The sequence below is a fragment of the Jeotgalibacillus aurantiacus genome, assembly GCF_020595125.1.
Lineage (GTDB): Bacteria > Bacillota > Bacilli > Bacillales > Jeotgalibacillaceae > Jeotgalibacillus > Jeotgalibacillus aurantiacus.
On the sequence record NZ_JACNMS010000001.1, the window covers coordinates 934,573 to 955,561 of the forward strand.

A 20,989-nucleotide genomic window follows, 5' to 3' on the forward strand; every position below is an offset into this window, starting at 1 on the left:
GGTTATTCAACCACTCTCTGAAAAAATCCCGGCGCAGACCGGGGGCTCTTAGTGCTTTTAGGTACATAAGAGCACTTGGCTGGACGCTTCGCTTGTGCAGGGATGTGAGACTTGGTCACATTGGTGGGATGTTTGGACACTTTGCGCGTGTACTTGGTCACTTTTGGCCCCAGCTTGGTCACTTTCGGCCCCAGCCTGGTCACTTCGCACCAAAACACCTCCATCCGTTTACTCATCCAGTAAAAGGGTATTCACTCATTATGCTGACAAATTTAGGAGGCGTTACACGATGAAAACTTTTAAGCTGGGCGAAAAAGCCCCGAATTTTGAACTGACATCGACAACTGGAGAAACATACTCTTTGGAAAACGAAAGAAACGGCTGGCAGCTGATCGTCTTTTTCAGAGGCTCATGGTGCCCGGTCTGTCAGAAAGATCTGAAGGAGTATTCCGACCATCTTTCGAAATTCACGGAAAACAACGTAAATGTCGTTGCCATTTCCACAGACACGAACGAAAACCTATCAACATTCAAACAGGAATATGAACTGAAATTCCCGGTGCTCTCTGACGAAAAACATGAAGTATTTGATGCGTACGGCGTGTTTTATCACGGAGAAGATGCACCCTATGAGGACCACGGCGAGCATGGCGAGCCGGGCTACTTCATTTTAGACGAAGAAGGACGCGTCCTGTTCCAGCACCGCCAAAGCGGACCATTCGGCCGCCCCGACGCCGAATCCCTGCGTAAAACAATCCGTTACATTCAAAAGAACCTGAAATAATCGTTTGAATTAAACACAATAATGAAAAGGGATGTCCAGCCTCATTAGCGGACATCCCTTTATTATGACTAGAATTCTCTGTTCATAAAGCTTTTGACTTTAGTCTTATTCTTTTTAATATCGTTTCAGTTGAGATCAACCCAAAGGGCCGGACTCATCCGCAGACTCCTGTGGCGGAAAGGGTCAGGTGAAACCGACTGTGCGAAGCGCAGGCGGGTTCACCGCCCGGCCACGGAAAGCGAAGGATGAGTCCGGCCCGGTTTTATACAACCATCCACATCCAAAACCCAAAACAACAAATTAATCCACATGTGGACAACAAATTAGTCTAATTTTTCGCTAATTTCGCACCGGTTTTGTCGAGCGATCGCTCGGAAAACGTTGATATAAGCGCTTTCTTGTCCATGCTGGAAGGATTTTGATGAACAGAAAATGAATGGAGCCTCACAGTTATTCACTCATTATGAACAGGTTATCCCCAAAAGTTATACACATATCCACAATTTCTATCCACATTTCGTATGGGATCATGTGTTCTCCACAATATATATGGCTCGTTCTTTGCAATATTCACAGATTGTGGACAAGTCGTCCTGGTTATCCACTGTCTTTAAATCCGGGTAGCTTTCCTGTTCATCCACAAAAACATCAAGGGCAAGCTCGACGTGTTCCTGGCAGCAATAGATCTTCATTTTTTCACCGCCTTCTTCAAATTTCCGATTTCTCATTTTAGCATAAAAAAATGAAGCGCATGTTAAAAGCACAAAAAAAGAGGCAGGAACGGTGGAGGCGTTCCTGCCTTGAGACAAAATAGGCTTAAAAAATAGTAGAGTTGGACCTTTCACTTTCTATGGTCTTGCATCTATATGAACTCACCTTTTACAGATCTGCATCATCTGTGAGGGTGAGAGTAACCTCTTGCATTTCACCATCGCGGTATACTTTAACCTGCATTTCATCGCCGACTTCTTTTTCAGTGTAAAGATGCTTACGAAGCTCGACGCTGTTGTTGATTTTCTTGCCATCCATTTCAACGATGACATCAAGATCTTCAAGTCCCGCTTCAGCAGCAGCTGAATTTGGTACAACACGCTGAATCACAACACCTGATTTTACTTCCTCAGGTAGATTCAGTTCACTTTGTCTTTGTGCAGCTGGTACATTTGCCAGGTCAAACAGTGTGATTCCCATTGTTGGACGAAGCACTTCACCTTGTGTTTCAAGGTCTTCGATGATTGGTGCTGCCATATCGATTGGAATGGCAAGACCGATACCTTCTACGGCTGACTGGGCAATTTTCATTGAGTTAATGCCGACCAGCTGGCCTTGAATATTGACGAGTGCGCCACCGCTGTTACCTGGGTTGATCGCAGCATCCGTCTGGATAACCTCTGCCTGCCAGTCAACGGCGCCGTCCTGATTAATGTCAACCGGAATTGTCCGTTCAACACCGGATACAACACCTGTTGTGACTGAGCCTGAGAACTGAAGACCTAATGGATTTCCGATTGCAATAACCGGTTCACCCGGCTTCAGTGCCTGTGAATCCCCGAATTCAGCAACGGTTTCGACGTTTTCATTGCTGATCTGGAGTACAGCAAGGTCTGTCCACTGGTCTCCCCCGAGCACCTGCGCTTCCTCTTTTGTGCCATCAGCGAGCGTGACTTCTACCTGATCGCTGCCTTCAATGACGTGATAGTTCGTCACGATGTACGCAGCGTCTCCTTCAGATTTATAAATGACACCTGAACCGGTACCGGCTTCTGTTGCTTCACCGGATTGTCCGCCAAAGAGGCTTTGACCGGACTGCAGGTTGGTTACACCTACGACTGCTCCGCCAGCTTTTTCAACGGCTGCGGTCACGTCTGATGAGACATCATAGGAGACATTTTGCGTTTGTGCACTTTGTGTGCCGTCTCCTGAAGATGTATTATTGACAGCCGGTGAGCCGCCATTCCCCATCATTGGCATTAACAGTGTCACTAAAAGCGCTCCGATGATAAGTCCGGACAGACTGGATAAAAAATATCCTGCCTTACTTCCGCTTTTCTTACGGGATATGCTTTCTCGGGTTTCCTGATCATCATAGTATCCCATGTATGTCATTCCTTTCATCGTTATTTTGTTTTCTATGGTTCACAGTATAAGAGGTGAAAATGAAAATTAGATGAAAAACGGCTAAATTTTTTAAGAAAATGCTCTATACTTTAAAAAAACTGTTATGTTGGGGGAATGATGATGTTGAAACGAACGACAGATGTGGATGTAATCGCATCTTTAAATAAACCGGTACATGATTTGCATGTTAAGCTGCACCCGGATTTATTCGTGCCTTATTCATTTGAGGCGATGCGGGATGCATTTTTAAAAATTCTAGAGCATGGGGAGCATGAGATGTATGTGCTGGATGAGGATGCGGGTTTTGTGTGGTTTGAAATCCGCCGGAGAGAAGCCAACGCATTTAAAAAAGAGGTGTCCTATGTTTATGTGCACCAGATCAGTGTCTCACCTGCTTATCAGAAAAAAGGTTACGGCGCACTTTTAATGGGAAAAGTAGAAGAGGCTGCAAGAGAGCGTGGTATTAATAGAGTTCAGCTCGATTACTGGAGCTCAAATACGGATGCAGCCGCCTTTTACCGCCATCAGGGCTTTGACGTGCTGCGTGAGGTGGTGGAAAAGCGGCTGGATTGATCGGGAGGCACACATATGAGAAGCGAGGAAGTGTATGAGAGATTGACGCAGTGGGTTGAGGATAACCGCTCCCATACAATGCTTGGGGAAACCGCCAAATATATTCCGGCGCTTGCGAATCAGGACCCCAATCAGCTTGGGATCTGTATCATGGATTATGACGGGGATACCTATACTGCCGGAGACAGCGATGTGAAATTCACGCTTCAAAGTGTGTCTAAAATCATCAGTTTTGTGGCGCTCTGTCATTTTAGAGGGCTTGATTTTGTGCTCGATAAAGTGGATGTGGAGCCGACAGGTGAATCGTTCAATTCCATTATCCCTTTTGAAATCCACCGGCCGGGAAAGCCGTTTAATCCGCTGATTAATGCTGGTGCGATCACCGTTGCCTCGATGCTTCCGGGTGATACGGTCGGGGAAAAATATGAGCGTTTTCTCTTATTTGTCGAAGGGATGATTGGTCATCAGCTTGAGCTCGATCAGGCGGTTTATGAATCTGAATGGCAGACCGCCCACCGGAACCGCGCGCTTGCTTATTATTTGAAAGAATCGAAGCTTTTGGATCTGGACGTGGAGGAAGCACTCGATATTTATATCAGGCTTTGTGCGATCTGTATTACCCTTGAGGATCTTGCGAAAATCGGACTGGTGATTGCACACGACGGCTACGATCCCGTTGAGAAACGGCAGATTTTCAGCAGTGATGTGGCGCGGATTGCAAAGGTATTGATGGTGACATGCGGGATGTATAATTCATCCGGAAAATTTGCTGCGCACGTCGGGATCCCTGCTAAAAGTGGTGTGTCAGGCGGGATTTTAGCGTCCGTTCCGCCAAAATGGCATTCACCGGAAAAAGCGTTTCGCAAAGGCTGCGGCATTGCTGTGTTCAGCCCCGCGATTGATAAAAACGGAAACAGCGCAGCTGGTACGATGCTATTGCGTCAGATTTCCGAGGCATGGGATTTTAGTATTTTCTGAGGAGGGCTGCTGCGGTGGCCTTTTTTTGGTGGGGTGCGGTGAGTGTGCGGCATTCCATCACTGCGGTGAATGATTCAGGCTTTTTGAGATTTTAATTCAGGCTGTTGAAAATGGAATTCCTTCTTTCTGGATTGTCATTCCTTCACTCGCCCGATTGCGTCTGCTTTTCCCTTCGTTTCAAGGTTTGAATCCCTCCACTGCTGATCAGAATTCCTTCTTTTGAAAAAATCATTCCTTCAAACCACCGGCCCCATTTAAAAAACGCCCGGCGCTTCAGCCGGACGTTCATCAGATTTCACCCATCATTTCAATCATCATATCCTGATCCATCGGCCCCATCAGCTTGCGCTGGATGATGCCGTCCTCGTCGATTAAATACGTGGTCGGGATCGAATAAGCCTGAAATTCTTCGCCGAGCAGGCCTGTATCGTCAAGTAGAATAGGGAACGTGAGCTCATAATCCTCTACAAAACTGCGCACCTTATCCATCCCGTTATCCTTACTCGTTAGGTTAACCGCTAAAACTTCAACGTTCTGCTCTTTGGCCATCCCTTCATAATAATCCTGCATGTGCGGCATTTCAGCCATACATGGCGGACACCAGGTTGCCCAGAAATTGAGAATGATCTTTTTGCCACGAAGATCCTTCAGCGCAATGATGTCACCATCCAGTGTTGATGCCTGAACATCCGGAACGGGCTGACCTTCCTTCAGTGCACCTGTTGACTCAACAGGCTGGGCCGTTTCATTGTCAGCGGGCATCACAGCATACTGCTCCATCAATGCCTGCCGCTCCTCTCGTTCTTTCTGATCATTTATTACATTTATAATAAGTAACGCCACAAGTACGCCTACCCCCGCAAGCGCAATGATACGTGGAATCATACTCTTTCCCTCCTTCGATACAGCACAAATACCACAAGACTGAACAGCCAGCTGTAAACCAGTCCCTCAGTATAAAAATCTCCATTTACCAAAACCGTCACCCATTGAAAAATAAGGATGGCGACTAGCATATATCCATTTAAAAAGCGGTTTTCTTTAGGCCAGATGAGCACGAATAGGACCAGAAAAACCCCTGCCAAAAGCGCATCCGGCACGGTTGCAGCGGTCTGAATCATCTTAGCCGCTTCAAGAACAGTGAGTAGCACGAGCCAGGCCGGAAAAAGCAGGCCGCTGATCTGCGCATGCTTTTTGCTGTAAAAGAAGAGCTGAATCAAAACGGCTAAGACAGCCAGCCGCAATCCCCACTCTCCTCCGTTATAATAGAGCACAGCCATCGGTGTCTGCCGCACATAATCAAAATAAATCACAATACTTGAAAACTTCCAGACCAGCACAAACGTAAAAAACAAATTCGAAACCGTCGATGCCAGCTGACGATCCACCCGCCTCATCGACCACCAGGCTACTGTAAATGCGATTAGAAGGCTGACCTGAGTCGACGAAATAATCAATGCTCCAATATTATACCACTCGATCCCATACCCCTCCTCCTATTTCCCCTCCTATCAGTCTACTTCATTGTGCCCGAAAATAAACCGAATTTGCAGGATGTCACAAAGGTTTTGGAAATAGGAAAGGTGGAAGCAGGTGTTAAGAGACGTACAAACTGGACTGTCCTCGACGAAGATAAAAGAAACATGGAAAGCGCAGCGATCCGATGTTGACTTATCGAACGAGAGGACGGATGTGTTTGCTAGTCCCTGTCTGCCGGAGCTGGACCAAGAAAAGCGAAGGCGCCTTGCTCAGCCCTGACCGAATCTCACCGCCATCTAAAAAAAGTGTGGACGGAATGGACCGTCCACACTTTTTTATCGTTCTCTGAATTGCTTCAACAGCTCGAGGCCCATGGTTACACCGTGACTCATTGCAGAGCCGCCTCCGTAAGCTGCAGCCACCATCATCGTTTCGTGAATCTGCTGATCGGTGCAGTCATGCGCAACGCACTGGTCCATATGAAAGGCGATGCTGGATTCATCTCCATCCTTGATCGCGATGGCGAGTGCCATTAAATGCTTTTGCGAACGATCAATAGTTCCGCTTTCGAAAACTTTCCCTGTAAAGCGGTTATATTCACTGATTGCATCCGGTAGAGTTTCATGTACTTCTTTAACGCCATTTCTATATCTCTCCAGAATTTTTTCTCCGTTTAGATTCATGTTATCATGCCTCCAATAAATTCAATATTATGCCATTCCTTCTCAGGCTATATCATAAACCCTTGAATGTGCTGTCTGATTTACTGGCTTGACGTTTCTCAGCACGGAAAATGCTCTATTTCAGCAGCTTGTGCAATGCGTTTATTGTAAAATGCAGATACCACTTGGTCACATTTGCCGCCAGCCTGGACACTTAAAGATGGTGTTTGGTCACATTCTACGTCAGCTTGGTCACTTACGCCTTTAACTTGACCACTTTTGTGCTTTATTTGGTCACTTTCATGAAAAACCCGGCGCAGGCCGGGGCTTTTGATGATTTTGGCTAACAGATCCCGTCAGCCGAACGATGCGAAAAGTCCCAACCTTGCGAACTTCGACTAAAATCTGATGAAAGTCTCCGGGAATTCTGTGAACCTCACCCCATATCTTGCGAAACACACGCAACATTCCGCAAAACTCGCTCAAAATCCTGCGAACCTACCCCCACCAACTAAAAAGCGCCTGTGCCATTGATCAAAAATGGCACAGGCGCTCCGTCCCCCTAGACAATTTTATAAAGCTCGGTCGGGATTGAGGCATCGGTATCGTACAGGTCGAATGTGTCTCCGACGCGCACACCGCAGCTTTCGAGTGTCTGAGTGACGCTCATGCGTGCGAGGTCTTTCATGTTGTTGTCTTTTGAGAGATGGGACAGGTAGATGCGTTTGGTGTTGTCGCTGAATACTTCGCTCATGGCAATGGCTGCGTCTTCATTGGAGACGTGTCCAACGTCGCTCAAGATGCGGCGTTTGACGCTCCATGGATAGCGGCCCATGCGGAGCATGCCGACGTCGTGGTTGCTTTCAAAGACGTAAGTATCCGCTCCTTTAATGATGCCTTTCATGCGGTCGCTGACGTAGCCTGTGTCGGTCATGACGACGAGTTTTTTGCCGTCCTGATGAAAGACGTAAAACATCGGCTCTGCTGCGTCGTGTGAAACACCGAATGATTCGATATCGAGACCGCCGAAGGATTTCACTGTTTCCATCGGAAAGATGAATTTCTGATCGGTTTGAACGTTTCCGATCAGGGGTTCCATCGCGTTCCATGTTTTTTCGTTTGCGTAAATGGGCAGCTTATAGCGGCGGGCTAATACGCCAAGCCCTTTAATATGATCACTATGTTCATGGGTGACCAGGATTCCGCTCAGGCGGTCAGCGGAGCGCCCGATTTTGTCAAATAGGCCCTCCATCTGCTTTCCGCTTAAGCCGGCATCGACCAGGAAGGAATGCTCTTCTGTTTCAATATAGATCGCATTTCCTGTACTGCCGCTTGCAAGTACACTCATGTGCATTGTCATCATGCTTCACTCCGTTGATTCGTCGTTTTCCTGTTCATCGAGCTGGTCAAAGTCCATGTTGACCTGGCTCATATCATAAATGTTGTCGTCAACGGCATTGATAAACAGGTCCCGTTGACTGCCTTCTTCATTTTCGATCGTCATTTTATACGTTGGTGTCAGTACCTGAACGTCACCCGTTACGCTGTCATCATTATTTCCGGCCTGCAAAAATGAAGGAAAATAGCCGATCTCCAGATCTGTAACCCGTGAGTTGGCTTCTACATTACCAGAACCATAAAATGTCTCAAGCGCATCTCCCGGCGTAATCAGTTCCTGCTCAGATGAGAAGGGTTCAAGCGATGTTAAATAGGTCTGTGTGTAAGCTACGGCCTGCTGCTGTTCATTCAGCGTCACGACCAGCTGGGCATTGACATTATAGTACAGTTCATTATCTTCGTAGACCTGAAAATAAACAAGCTCGTTTTCTTCTTCACGATAATCCCAGAACCGGTACTGCTCTCCGTAGAGGACAAATTCCTCTAACAGTTCGGTCACTTCTTCAGGATTTTCCGGATCCTCAATATCAACTGGGGTGTTCAGGTTCGACTCCAGAATACGGTTGTTGCGGACATTTGCATTTTGACCTTGAAGATTCGATGCTTCTTCTGCTGAAAAACGGTAGGATTCTGCATTTAAATAAGCTTTGCTGTCATCCAGATCGGGCAGTTCATTACTAATCGTAATGTTTTCCTCTTCAATCTGTTCAGCAATGGAAAGCTGAGGCAGCTGGCTGTTTTGTGTGTCCTGATATTTCTGTAAAAACAGGAAGAATAGAAAAATGTCCAGAATGAGAAAGACCACGATAAAAATGGTTTTTGTTTTACTCCAATCCAATCGGATCCCCTCCTCCCTGCTCCGGAACACGTTTCCATACGCCATCATATTTGTAATACCAGGACGGATCAAGTGTATAAGTCAGTGCATTTTGAGAGTCCCTGATCATTCTGTAGGCAGGTGTGACGTCTTCTAACAGCTCAGGCTCATAGTTTTCTTCTCGTGACTCAATCTGACTAATGACATCAAGACCCGGCTGCAGTGTTTTCGTTGCTGATTCGGTTGGTAACGGGAATTGTGTCTGAAGGAATGAGCGGCTGTATTTATGAATAATGGTGCTTCCCCATTCCTGATTGATCTCTGAAACTCCATCCTCACTAAAGATCGGAACTCCGCCTATGTGCATGCGGTACGTTACTTGCTGGTTCATTGGATCAAGGTTTGCAAGATAGTAGTCACCTGTCCAACCGCTGTGATCATTGACAAAACGGCGGCTGTTTGTAATCAGTTCAGTCGCATCAATGACCGTGGCTTCATCAGAGGTGAGGTTTACAAAACTGATCATGTTGGTGTTGTTATTGACCTCAAGCAGGTTTGAATTATCGACATACTGCTCTCTGGATGAAGCAAGTGAATTATAGTTGATATCATCCGGGTTTGAAAACAGTGCCTGCCTGAACAGTTCAATATCAATCCGTTCCATCCGGTAACCGTATTGCTGAGGTGTGAGACGATTAGCCGGAACAAATATCGAACGTCTTCCTGTGTCATAGCGGGCATAAGCCATATATTTCTCAGGTGCAGGAAGCACAATATCCCGGTTTATCGCTGCAAGACTGTCACGATCGACACGTGATTCATACACAACCCTATTTTCGTAGTGAACAAAATAAACGGTAAAGGTAGACTCGTCCCTCGCAGCGACATCAATGACGATTCTGTTGAAGCTGTCCTGCGGCAGATTGCTGTCTTCAAAACGCAGGACATCTCTGTACGTGTTAAATGGAACGCTGACCGGAAACACGACTTCGATCCGGTTCGGACCATGAACAAGATTTAAGAATTCCTCTTCATTTAGAGATGTGTTCTGGCGTATGCTGAAGATGCTCCAGTCGCTCATTTGACTCAGCAGGGTTTCTACTTCACTGGAAGCAGAAGCTCCATAGACGGCTTCCTCTTCATGCACAAGAAATCTGAGCGGCTTGATCAGATCATCAATATCCCGCTCTTCACTGATCGCCACATCAATCGTTGTAGGTGCTTCAAACGTTTCGGTAGATGGCTGGTACGACCAGACATTCCATGTCAACAGACCACTTAAGACTACGAGCAGTGTCAGTAAGATTGATTTAAATAATTCGATCCTCATGACCATTCATCCTCACTTGTTGGGTCATACGGCAGCGTGAAGTAAATGGTTGTGCCTCTTCCTTCCACACTTGATGCCCAGATTCGTCCTTCATGGGCGGTGATCATTTCCTTGGCAATCGCAAGACCGAGCCCTGTACCGCCAAGCTGTCTCGTCCTTGCTTTATCTACACGATAAAAACGTTCGAAAATATTTTTCAGGTTTTCACGCGGAATGCCGACGCCCTGATCGGATACGCTGACGACCATTTCCTTTTCACGCTCTTTCAGCTCCACTTTAAAACGGATCTGTCCACCCTCAGGTGAATACTTCAGCGCATTGGAGATGATGTTATCAAGCACCTGCGTCATTTTATCAGTATCAATTTCAACATACACCGGCTCCTGTGGAAGCTTCGTTTTAAACGTAACGTTTTGAGAACGTCCCATATCAAAACGGTCGATAATCCGCTGATAAAAGTTGATAAAGTTCACGAATTCTTTATTCAGTCGGTAATCCCGGCTGTCCATTTTAGATAATTGAAGAAGGTCGTTGACAAGCCGGATCATCCGCTCGGTTTCCGTCTGGGTCACCTCAAGGAAATGAGGGGCAATCTCCTGGTCCTGCCACGCGCCTTCTGATAAGGCTTCCAAATAGCTTCGCATCGTTGTAAGCGGCGTGCGCAGCTCGTGGGATACGTTCGCTACAAATTCCCGGCGCTCTGCATCGATTTTTTCCTGCTCGGTAATATCATGCAGCACGGTAATCAGACCGTTTACAAAGCCTGTTTCCTTTTGAATCACCGAGAAGTTTGCACGTAAAATATACGGCTTAGCGTCCGTTCCAAAGTTTAAAATGAGGGAATCTGTCTGAGTAGACAGGTCATCGACCGAATACTCCTCTTCGATGCCAAGCACTTCAGGCAGCGACATCGACAGCACTGTTTCACGTGAAACATTCAGCATGGCAGCAGCCGGATCATTGATCAAAATAACTCTTCCGCGGCGATCTGTTGCGATTACCCCGTCTGTCATGTAACTGAGGACTGAGGACAGCTTTCTCCGCTCTGCTTCAGTCGTCGCTCTCGCTTCCTGAAGCCTTTTTGTTAAATTGTTAAAGGTGATCGCGAGCTGACCGATTTCATCATGACCATACACCTTTACTTTTCGCGAAAAATTCCCTTTTGCCATATCGACCGCATGGCTTCTCATGGCGGCAATAGGACGGGTAATGGTCTGGGCGAGCAGTACACCCAGGATCGCTGTGATAACAAGAGAAATAGCGGTTCCTCCTGCGAGAATCCCGTTAATCTCATCCATCTGCTCATAGACATTTTCAATCTGTGATTTGACCCAGATGACCCCGATTTTTTCACCCTGATCCGTAATAATCGGCTGGGCAAGCACCCAGACGCGGTTACCCTGATCCATATACGTTTCTTCCTGTTGAAGATCCGTATCATTGGAAAGAATCTCCCGTACCTGTTCGTTGCTCGTTGTCCGCTGTCCGACAATCGACTGGTTACTGTCATCTGATGTTCCTAAAATACGGCTTCTTGTATCAATTATTTGTACTTCTTCAATGTCTTCAGAATTAAGTCCACCCAGCAGTTGGCGGATGGACTGTTGCAGTGTCGGCTCATCTTCTGACCGGTTTCCGGAAAGGCTGCTGCTGATTTCCTGCGCAACCGTGTATTCCAGAGGATCAAGACGGTCCACAACTGAATTCTTAAAGTTTTCAATCAGCGTATCCTCGAGCTCCCGCACAAAGTATACGCCGATGATTTGCATCGCTAATGCAATAAGAAGTACATAAATCAATACAAACTTTAAATGTATTGATTGAAAAAAATTGACCTTCCTCATTCAATCCTACTCCTGATCCGGATTTCTCAAATAATACCCAACGCCGCGGCGCGTCACGATCCACAGCGGGTGACTCGGATTATCCTCGATTTTTTCACGCAGACGACGAACCGTTACGTCAACCGTACGTACATCGCCGTAATAGTCATAACCCCAAACTGTCTGAAGCAAATGCTCACGTGTCATAACCTGTCCGATATGCTTTGATAAATAATGCAGCAATTCGAACTCACGATGCGTCAGTTCAATTGTTTCACCGCGTTTTGTCACCATGTAGGCATCCGGGTGAATCGTCAGCACGCCAACCGTGATCTCATTCGTCAGGTTCTCTTCCTCTGCCTGACCTTTCAGTGCCTGGTGGCGACGAAGGTTCGCCTTCACACGCGCCACAAGCTCACGCGTACTGAACGGCTTTGTGACATAATCATCCGCACCAAGCTCAAGACCTAAAACCTTATCAATCTCAGAGTCTTTCGCCGTCAGCATAATGATCGGCATTTCATAATTCTTGCGGACCTCACGGCAAACTTCCATCCCGTCACGTCCCGGCAGCATAATATCAAGAAGAATCAGGTCCGGCTTGATTTCCTCGACCATTTCAACAGCCGTGTCACCATCATAAGCACAATGAACCTCATAACCCTCCTTCTTTAAATTAAACTGAAGAATATCTGCAATCGGCTTTTCATCATCAACAACTAGAATCTTTTTATCCATGTTCACTAATCTCCTTTAGCTTCATGATCAATTTATAAGAGTGTTTTAATTTTTTTACAATCTACTATAGTAAATGTATCACGTTAAGGTGGATATTTCACTTATTTACAAAAGAAAAGCGGAGGCGGGCGTTTAGGGACGTACAAACTGGACTGGCCTCGACGAAGATAAAGGAAACACGGCGAACGAAGTGAACCGATGTTGACTTATCGAACGAGAGGACGGGAAGTTTGCTAGTCCCTGCCCGCCGGAGCTGGACATCGAGAAAAGCGGAGGCGGGCGTTTAGGGACGTACAAACTGGACTGGCCTCGACGAAGATAAAGGAAACACGGTGAACGGATGTGAACCGATGTTGACTTATCGAACGAGAGGACGGGAAGTTTGCTAGTCCCTGCCCGCGGGAGCTGGACATCGAGAAAAGCGGAGGTTCGCGTTTAGCGGCGTATGCGGTGGACTGAAGCGATTAAGATAAAGGAAACACGGAGAGCGTCAGCGAGCCGATGTTGACTTATCGAAATGAGCTGAGGGAAGCGCACTAGCCGCTGCGAACCGGAGCTGGATCGAGAAAGGTGGAGGCTTTGCTCAGCCCCGACAAGCATAAGACGAAAATGAAAAGAGGGTTGCCCTTTACCCTCGTTCATTTTTGACTTATGACCTCGAGGGGCTAGGCGCCGGAGCTGGATCAAGAAAAGCGGAGGCGGGTTGGTGTTTGGACACTTTTGCTTTCAGTTTGGTCACTTACTGGCTGAGCTTGGTCACTTTTGAGCTTAATTTGGACACTTTCACCTCAAACTTGGTCACTTTCTTGAACAACCACCTGTTCATAAAGAGCTTTTTCTGTGTTTCTCCACTTTTTTCTTCATTTTTCGACTTATCTCATTTCCCGGGAAATGTATTTATGCTGTAAAAATCAGTAAACGAATCAGTATATAAAAAGAACCGTTTCTGAATCCCCTTCCCTTTCCGTGGCCGCGTGGTGAGCCCGGCAGGCTATCTAACAACTTTTTCGGTAATTTTACAATTCTTCCGCTTTATTCAAAAACTCTTACCATGTATTTGACAACTCTCCAGATTTTCATCCCGGATACACCTTTAAACAAACAAAAAAGCTGTTTCCATATTCCTCATTCAAATATGGAAACAGCCTTTTCAAACCATTAAACCTTATGCTGTTTTATAAATAATCCATCGGGTTTACAAGCTGACCGTTCACATGTACTTCGAAGTGCAGATGAATGCCTGTTGAGAACCCTGTATCTCCCATGATGCCCAGTGATTCACCCTGTGCGACAACCTGTCCCGGCGTCACGTGGATTTCAGCAAGATGGGCATATGTTGTGCGTACGCCGTTGTTATGATCAATCACGACCTTATTGCCGTAATCTCCATCAGGACCTGCCGATACAACAACACCGTTATCTACGTTTTTAATCGTATAGTTATCAGGCTGGGCGATATCGATCCCTTTATGGTAATCTCCCCATCTCGGACCCTGGTGACTTGAAATGTAGCCGCCATTTGTCGGGAAGATGAATGAGCCTGTTCCTTTTGAAGGAATCTCTTTCGTTCCGTTGACCACGATATGGTTTTTCACTTCACGCGTTACTTCTTCATCTGTGATGTCACTGGAAACTTCTTTTCCGTTTGTTTCACTGATGATTTGTGTATACACCTTTTCACCATCCTGGCCTTCCTGTTCCACGCGTGATTCGCCTTTTAGCATAGTGTCGTCTTCCTTCACCTGCTCTTCAAAAGCGATCGTTTCTTTGACCCGCTTTTCTTTCTCCACTTTCACCTGCAGACCCGGAATTGCTTTCTGGACCTTTACGATGTCGCCTTCAGTCAGCTCATCAAGTTCAGGATTCAGCTGATCGAACGCTTCTTCTTTCATATTATATTGTTCCAAAAGCTGTTCTTTTGTCTCGCCTTCTTTTACCTCATGCTCTACTTCAGCTTTTGTTCCTGCCAGAAGCTTTTCAGCTGCTTTCTCTGGTGTAGAGAGACTTTCAGGTGTCACAGACAGATCCTCTGCTTCCTCTAATCCCTCAATGGTGATGGAATTGATCCGGCTTTCACCCGGCTTCAGTTCCGCACTATCACCTTTTTCTTCATAGGCTGCCAGCTCTTCTTTTGATACTGCACTTAATTTAAGCTGACGGATCACTTCTTGTTCTTCCTTTTCATCCTTGACATACGCCACGGGATGACCGTTCAGGCTTAATGCTTTTGCCTCTGTCACAAAATCAGCAGAATCCTTCACTTGGTTCAGGATGTCGCGATCATTCGTTTCCGGATGAAAAACATGTTCAGGAATCATCGTTACATTGTGTGCGACTTCAAGCTCCTTTGAAGACTCGAGCTTTTTCTCCTCGTCTTCAGCCCAGTCTGTGATCAGCTGCTCATCTTCCACCATGCCTAAGTACTCGTCCCCTGCATACACATGGTAGACAATACTCAGGCCTTCCTCCTCGGCTTTTGCCGGCTTTCCGAAACCAGTAAGCGAAGAGGAAAGAATGATCCCCGCAGCAAACAGTTTTACTGACGGTCTTTTATTTATAGGAATCAGGCCTCTGCCTGTCATTGATTTTCTCATTCTATTGTCCTCCGTAAAAAATGTAGGTTCATAGATGCGTCAAAATTCACGCCTCCCAAATGTACCATAGATTAAATAGAGGACAAGCGCTGTCGCTTAATTGTAAAATAAGCGCTTTCAGCCATACCATTCGTTGTCATTGAAAAATGCTTCAATACTCACCTTTTTACGTCTGATGAAAGTTGTCGATTTGTTGAATGACATGAAACTGTTATGATTTTGTGATGTTTAAAGAGTGTGAGAGAGGGAATGTAACAAGCTTGGCGTTTTTTACTAATAGAGGAAAAAATCATTCGATGGGGACCACTATTACCGTGAAGATTGCAGTGATTAGCGTATAATCGTCCAGATTCATAAAGGCAGAAATGTACGCGATTCATGCCGCAAGTCCATTTTTAAGCAAATAAAAAAGATACACCGCACCAGCAGCGTATCTTAATGGCTTTGGACGGAATCGAACCGCCGACACATGGATTTTCAGTCCATTGCTCTACCAACTGAGCTACAAAGCCTAAATGGCGGTCCCGACCGGGATCGAACCGGCGATCTCCTGCGTGACAGGCAGGCATGTTAACCGCTACACCACGGGACCTTATTGTTTCTAAATGTGAGTATGTATAGTGGTGACCCGTACGGGATTCGAACCCGTGTTACCGCCGTGAAAGGGCGGTGTCTTAACCACTTGACCAACGGGCCATCATGCGTGTTGCTTAGCAACGAATCTAACTATACCACAAACATTTTTACTATGACAATCTTTTTTTAAAAAAAGATGACAAACTTTTTTCTTGTAAAATGTATGGTACTTTTTTCATTTTATCTGTACGATTTTAATAGAGTATTTTTTAGAAATAGAGAGGAGGATCCGCCATGCAGATTTTTTTCAGGCTGTGGAAGCAGCTGTCGGAATTAAACTTTAAGTTTATTGCGGTTTTGTCTTTAATCATCATTTTATTCGGGACGTTTTCCGTGCATCTCATCGAACCGGAGACGTTTCCAACACTATTTGACAGCTTCTGGTGGACGATGACGACGTTAACAACAGTCGGCTACGGGGATTTCTTTCCGGTTACTGTGGCCGGACGGCTTGTCGGTATTTTTCTATTTATCTTCGGAATCGGTCTCATTGGGGTATTGATCGGAAAAATCGTAGAGGGAGCAAGCACTTATCAGCGACTGAAAAAGGAGGGAAAGCTGGTGTATAAAAAAGGTGGGCATTATGTTTATATTGGGTGGTCTAAAAAAACAGAGCAGGCGATTCACGAAGTACTTTATCACAATAGTAAAGCGCCGATTGTATTAATTGAAGATCTTCCTGAAACGCCTATCACGCATGATGGGGTTCACTTTATCAGTGGAGATCCATCTGAAGAGCGGACGCTGATGAAAGCCAACATTTTAGAATCGAAGCGTGTCGCGATTTTTTCTGATCCGAGAATTGATAACCCGGTTCTTTGTGATGGAAAGAGTCTGCTGGTGGCGTCGGCAGTTGAAGCCTTATCTATTACGCATAATGTTGATATACAGACTGTTGTCGAAATCAGTGAAGAGCGTCATATTTCTAAATTTAATCATATCAGAGTCGATGACTTTATTCTGTCGGATGATTCAGTGTCATTATTAATGGCGAAAGCGACTTTGCAGCCTGGAACGACATCGATTTTTAGACAGCTGTTAAGTAAGCGCTATGGCAATAATATTAATGTCATTAAGGCGAAGTCTTCCTGGAAAACGTACCGTGATGCTTCTCAAAAACTGCTGGATGACGGTGCAGTGCTGATTGCGGTAAATGATGATATGGATTTCCGTGATGCTAATAAAAAGAAGATGAACGAAGGCGACTTATTGTATATTATTTGTGAAGATACTACTTTTCAAAAGCTGAACGTTTTATATGAAACTGTGGAGTGAGCCGGATTTATATCCGGCTTTTTATTATGGCTCAATGCGTGATGTCAGATGATTCTGTCTTTTTCATGTATAATGGCTATAATTAATTGGGAAAGGAGACATGGTATGCCACCAAAAAAGAAGAAACGGACATTGCCACCGGTGTCTAAAAAGAAACGCCAGCAGCATCGTGCCCTTTCCTTGCAGGGAATTGGAAAGCGGGTTTTATTTATTGTACTCGGGGCTATACTGATGGCGGTCGGACTTGAGCTTTTTCTTGTACCTAATCAGGTACTGGATGGAGGCATCGTTGGAATTTCCATCATTTTATCTTACCTGACGGGCTGGCGGCTCGGATTATTTATTTTTTTATTGAACATTCCTTTCTTTTTTATTGGGTATAAACAAATAGGTAAGACATTTGCCTTATCCACTCTGTTGGGAATCAGCGTTTTATCCATTTCAACTTACTTTCTTCACGACTTTGAAGTGTTTACTGATGACCTGTTGCTGGCGACCGTATTTGGTGGAATTACACTGGGTATCGGCGTTGGAACCGTGATCCGGTATGGTGGATCCCTTGATGGTACTGAGATTTTGGCGATTTTATTTAATAAAAACCTGCCTTTTTCTGTTGGAGAAATTATTATGTTTTTTAACTTTTTTATTTTTATTGTGGCAGGTTTTGTGTTTGAGTGGGATCGTGCAATGTATTCAGCTATTGCTTATTTTATTGCGTTTAAAACGATTGATATTGTGATTCAGGGAATTGATGAATCGCGTGCAGCGTGGATTATCAGTGATCAGTACACTGAGATTGGTGATGCGATTATTGACCGCCTTGGACGCGGTGTCACGTATTTGAATGGTCAGGGTGGTTTTACCCTTCATCAGAAGAAGGTCGTGTTCTGCGTCATCACCAGGCTTGAGGAGGCAAAGCTGAAAGGTATCGTGGAGGATATTGATCCTGGCGCCTTTTTAGCGGTTGGAAATATTGCAGAAGTAAGAGGCGGACGTTTTAAGAAGAAGGCGATTCATTAACATTCCGAAAAATAAAAAGAGAATAGAGGGATTCTGATGGGTAGCGTTCAAGCACTTGCAGCATATCTGGATCAGTATGGTGAGAAGCTCGGTGAAAAACTGATGGAATACAGTCTTGGTAAAATGGATATTGAGATTCCTGATCATGTGATCGAGCAATCGAGAAAAACCAATGCACCCTTTTTCCACTTTTTATCGAAGGCACTGCTTTATAAAGAGGATCAGCAGGTTGCCGATGAATTTCTGGAATGGTCGAGACAAAACAGTGAGGCGCAGGCTGCGATGATGGATAAGTTGTCGAGTCTGATTAAGCCGTATCCGGAAACACGTATGTATTTCAGTAAACTGATGGGTGACTTGTGTCTCGAGCACGAGCTGTCAGCCAGGGACACCCTCCATGTGTTGAATCGGCTGAATTATATGATGGATATCAGTCTGAAGGAATCCATTCTTGTGTTTGAACAGTATAAAAATGCGATTAATGAAGAAAATCGGAAAGAGATTCTCGCACTGTCCGCTCCGATCGTCCCGCTCCAGCATGGTGTAGCGGTTCTGCCACTGATCGGAACCATTGATCCTGAACGTGCTAATCATCTGTTGACAAAGACTGCCCCAGCGATTAGTGAACTGGGTCTCGAGACGGTCATTATCGATTTTTCAGGACTGGTCTCTATTGATTCAGAAGTAGCTGGACACGTTTTTGATATTACCAACGTTTTAAAGCTTCTCGGAATTGGCGTGATCATGAGTGGCATGCGGCCTTCTCTGGCGCAGCACGTGATTTTAACCGGTATCAATTTTTCATCAATTCGGACGTTTTCCAATGTGAAACAAGCCTTGGAATCCATGCACGCAATAGATTGACCATTGCCGAGCATGCTTTTTACCCGTTCAACAGTACAAAAAAGCACCAGGCGACGATGCCTGATGCTTTTTTTTGTGCTATTCCATTCTCCAAACGCTTTTCACAACGTTGGTCTGAGAGCGGTCAGGACCAACAGAGAAGATTGATAGAGGAATGCCTGTCAGCTGTGACACGCGCTCTAAATAATGACGCGCATTATCAGGAAGCTCGTCTAATGAACGAACGCCTGTAATGTCTTCATCCCAGCCTGGAAGCTCTTCGTAAATCGGCTCACATTTCGCAAGTGTACGAAGGTTTGCCGGGTATTCTGTAATAATGTCATCACCTAAACGGTAAGCTGTACAGATTTTCAGCGTCTTGATGCCTGTTAACACATCAATCGAGTTCAGTGAGAGATCTGTTAATCCACTCACGCGGCGGGCATGACGCACAACCACGCTGTCAAACCAGCCGACACGGCGCGGACGGCCTGTCGTTGTACCGTACTCACGGCCAACTTCGCGGATCTGACTGCCGATCTCATCGTGAAGCTCTGTCGGGAACGGGCCATCTCCAACACGGGTTGTATAAGCTTTTGATACCCCAACCACGTGATTGATTTTCGTTGGACCCACACCGGATCCGATCGTCACGCCACCTGCAACCGGATTCGAGGACGTAACGAACGGGTATGTACCCTGGTCAATATCAAGCATCACGCCCTGTGCACCTTCAAATAGTACGCGGCGTGCTTCATCCAGCGCATCATTCAGCACAACAGACGTATCACACACATATTTCGCGACCTGCTGACCATACTCATAATATTCTTCGAAAATATCCTCGAGCTTAAAGCCTTCTACCTCGTAAAAACGTTCAAGCAGACGGTTTTTCTCTGCAAGGTTATGTTCAAGCTTTTCTTTAAATGATTCTTTGTCTAAAAGATCGGCAATCCGGATACCGGCACGCGCTGCTTTATCCATGTAAGCAGGTCCGATCCCTTTTTTTGTTGTACCGATTTTATTGGCACCTTTACGCTCTTCCTCTACCTCATCAAGCTTCAGGTGATACGGTAAAATCACGTGTGCACGATTACTGATGCGAAGGTTATCCGTTGATACCCCGCGGTCATGTAAATATTTTAATTCTGCAACAAGCGCCTTCGGATCGACCACCATGCCGTTTCCGATAACAGAAATTTTATCTTTATAAAAAATACCGGATGGAATCAAATGAAGCTTATATGTTTCCCCGTCAAATTTAATTGTATGTCCTGCATTATTACCACCCTGATAACGGGCAATTACTTCTGCATGTTCTGAGAGAAAGTCAGTGATCTTCCCTTTCCCTTCATCTCCCCATTGCGTACCTACTACGACTACTGAAGACATGAAACGCACCTCCGTCAGGCTGTTACACCCTTTTTATCAAACAAAAACAGTGTACCAGTGATTAGGGGACACGTCAATGAAAAGACGAACATTAATTATGTTATTTTTATTTATATTCGTTATTTAAGGGTTTGGAGGTCAGATGTCTGGCAGGATTTGTGGCTTTTTTGATGTGATTGCGATTTATGGTGGGAAGGACTATTTTCACTGAAATGACGAATGTGTCATCTAAACTCACAAATTCCCGCGGGAACTGACGAAAGTGACGCCTATCCTCACGAAGTTCGCGGCTAACCTGACGAATTTGGGTGCCAAGCTTACGAACTCTTCCGGAGCCATATTTAAAAGACGGTTACCAGCGGCGGCATGGGGCTTATTTCACTGAACTCACAAACTTTCTCACAAGCTGACAAACTCCAGTCCGGAACTCACGAAACCGCCGCCTATCCTCACGAACTCAGTGGCTAACCTGACGAATTTGGGTGCTAAGCTTACGAACTCTTCCGGAACCATATTTAAAAGACGGTTA

18 protein-coding genes and 3 tRNA genes are annotated in these 20,989 nt (G+C 45.6%); 6 read left to right on the plus strand and 15 right to left on the minus strand.

From position 1 onward, the window contains the following. Positions 1 to 289 precede the first annotated feature (289 nt). On the plus strand, positions 290 to 784 hold the full coding sequence (locus H7968_RS04415; RefSeq protein ID WP_227395014.1) for a peroxiredoxin family protein: 495 nt from the start codon (positions 290 to 292) through the stop codon (positions 782 to 784). A 527-nt stretch (positions 785 to 1,311) separates the two neighbouring features. Here H7968_RS04415 and H7968_RS04420 read toward each other — a convergent pair. Together H7968_RS04420 and H7968_RS04425 are read right to left on the minus strand one after the other, a co-directional pair. Then, positions 1,312 to 1,476, minus strand: a complete 165-nt coding sequence (locus H7968_RS04420; RefSeq protein WP_227395015.1) for a CxxH/CxxC protein — start codon at positions 1,474 to 1,476, stop codon at positions 1,312 to 1,314. A 187-nt stretch (positions 1,477 to 1,663) separates the two neighbouring features. Further along, positions 1,664 to 2,881 (minus strand): S1C family serine protease, encoded by a 1,218-nt coding sequence (locus H7968_RS04425; protein WP_227395016.1) that lies wholly within the window; start codon positions 2,879 to 2,881, stop codon positions 1,664 to 1,666. Between the two features lie 141 nt (positions 2,882 to 3,022). Here H7968_RS04425 and H7968_RS04430 point away from each other — a divergent pair, with 141 nt between their 5' ends. Together H7968_RS04430 and H7968_RS04435 are read left to right on the plus strand one after the other, a co-directional pair. Further along, a complete protein-coding gene (locus tag H7968_RS04430; protein ID WP_227395017.1) occupies positions 3,023 to 3,475 on the plus strand; it encodes a GNAT family N-acetyltransferase in 453 nt (150 codons plus the stop codon). A 15-nt stretch (positions 3,476 to 3,490) separates the two neighbouring features. Further along, positions 3,491 to 4,453: a glutaminase gene (locus H7968_RS04435; RefSeq protein WP_227395018.1), complete on the plus strand. Its 963-nt coding sequence runs from the start codon at positions 3,491 to 3,493 to the stop codon at positions 4,451 to 4,453. 288 nt (positions 4,454 to 4,741) lie between these two features. Here the strand turns inward: H7968_RS04435 and H7968_RS04440 are convergent, their stop codons facing one another. The 12 genes from H7968_RS04440 to H7968_RS04495 form a co-directional block, all read right to left on the minus strand. Further along, complete coding sequence (locus tag H7968_RS04440; protein WP_227395019.1) at positions 4,742 to 5,338, minus strand: TlpA family protein disulfide reductase; 597 nt, start codon at positions 5,336 to 5,338, stop codon at positions 4,742 to 4,744. Continuing rightward, a complete protein-coding gene (locus H7968_RS04445) occupies positions 5,335 to 5,910 on the minus strand; it encodes a hypothetical protein (RefSeq protein ID WP_227395020.1) in 576 nt (191 codons plus the stop codon). The genes H7968_RS04440 and H7968_RS04445 overlap by 4 nt, the downstream gene beginning before the upstream one ends. A gap of 357 nt (positions 5,911 to 6,267) precedes the next feature. Then, entirely contained in the window at positions 6,268 to 6,615 is a 348-nt protein-coding gene (locus tag H7968_RS04450; RefSeq protein ID WP_227395021.1) for a carboxymuconolactone decarboxylase family protein, read from the minus strand. Positions 6,616 to 7,156: 541 nt separating this feature from the next. Next, positions 7,157 to 7,954 (minus strand): MBL fold metallo-hydrolase, encoded by a 798-nt coding sequence (locus H7968_RS04455; RefSeq protein ID WP_227395022.1) that lies wholly within the window; start codon positions 7,952 to 7,954, stop codon positions 7,157 to 7,159. Between the two features lie 6 nt (positions 7,955 to 7,960). Then, positions 7,961 to 8,830 carry a two-component system regulatory protein YycI gene (locus tag H7968_RS04460; protein WP_227395023.1) on the minus strand — a complete coding sequence of 290 codons (870 nt, stop codon included), beginning with the start codon at positions 8,828 to 8,830 and terminating at the stop codon, positions 7,961 to 7,963. After that, positions 8,817 to 10,139 carry a YycH family regulatory protein gene (locus H7968_RS04465; RefSeq protein WP_227395024.1) on the minus strand — a complete coding sequence of 441 codons (1,323 nt, stop codon included), beginning with the start codon at positions 10,137 to 10,139 and terminating at the stop codon, positions 8,817 to 8,819. The genes H7968_RS04460 and H7968_RS04465 overlap by 14 nt, the downstream gene beginning before the upstream one ends. Continuing rightward, positions 10,136 to 11,983, minus strand: a complete 1,848-nt coding sequence (gene walK / locus H7968_RS04470) for a cell wall metabolism sensor histidine kinase WalK (protein WP_227395025.1) — start codon at positions 11,981 to 11,983, stop codon at positions 10,136 to 10,138. The genes H7968_RS04465 and walK overlap by 4 nt, the downstream gene beginning before the upstream one ends. A 6-nt stretch (positions 11,984 to 11,989) precedes the next feature. Further along, positions 11,990 to 12,700, minus strand: a complete 711-nt coding sequence (yycF, locus tag H7968_RS04475; protein WP_227395026.1) for a response regulator YycF — start codon at positions 12,698 to 12,700, stop codon at positions 11,990 to 11,992. Between the two features lie 1,175 nt (positions 12,701 to 13,875). Continuing rightward, positions 13,876 to 15,294 (minus strand): M23 family metallopeptidase, encoded by a 1,419-nt coding sequence (locus H7968_RS04480; RefSeq protein ID WP_227395027.1) that lies wholly within the window; start codon positions 15,292 to 15,294, stop codon positions 13,876 to 13,878. 439 nt (positions 15,295 to 15,733) lie between these two features. Further along, a tRNA-Phe gene (locus tag H7968_RS04485) sits at positions 15,734 to 15,806 on the minus strand. A gap of 4 nt (positions 15,807 to 15,810) precedes the next feature. Further along, positions 15,811 to 15,886, minus strand: a tRNA-Asp gene (locus H7968_RS04490). Positions 15,887 to 15,915: 29 nt separating this feature from the next. Then, positions 15,916 to 15,990, minus strand: a tRNA-Glu gene (locus tag H7968_RS04495). 174 nt (positions 15,991 to 16,164) lie between these two features. Between H7968_RS04495 and H7968_RS04500 the strand changes: the two genes are divergently transcribed. From H7968_RS04500 to H7968_RS04510, 3 genes are all read left to right on the plus strand, one after another. After that, positions 16,165 to 17,205 carry a potassium channel family protein gene (locus tag H7968_RS04500; protein WP_227395028.1) on the plus strand — a complete coding sequence of 347 codons (1,041 nt, stop codon included), beginning with the start codon at positions 16,165 to 16,167 and terminating at the stop codon, positions 17,203 to 17,205. Positions 17,206 to 17,310: 105 nt separating this feature from the next. After that, the gene (locus H7968_RS04505; protein WP_227395029.1) at positions 17,311 to 18,225 is read left to right on the plus strand and encodes a YitT family protein; all 915 of its coding nucleotides are present in this window, start codon (positions 17,311 to 17,313) and stop codon (positions 18,223 to 18,225) included. Between the two features lie 36 nt (positions 18,226 to 18,261). Further along, complete coding sequence (locus H7968_RS04510) at positions 18,262 to 19,089, plus strand: STAS domain-containing protein (protein ID WP_227395030.1); 828 nt, start codon at positions 18,262 to 18,264, stop codon at positions 19,087 to 19,089. Between the two features lie 78 nt (positions 19,090 to 19,167). On the opposite strand, the gene H7968_RS04515 is transcribed toward H7968_RS04510, so the two are convergent. Beyond that, positions 19,168 to 20,460, minus strand: coding sequence for an adenylosuccinate synthase (locus tag H7968_RS04515; RefSeq protein ID WP_134375639.1), 1,293 nt, complete (start codon positions 20,458 to 20,460; stop codon positions 19,168 to 19,170). Positions 20,461 to 20,989 lie beyond the last annotated feature (529 nt).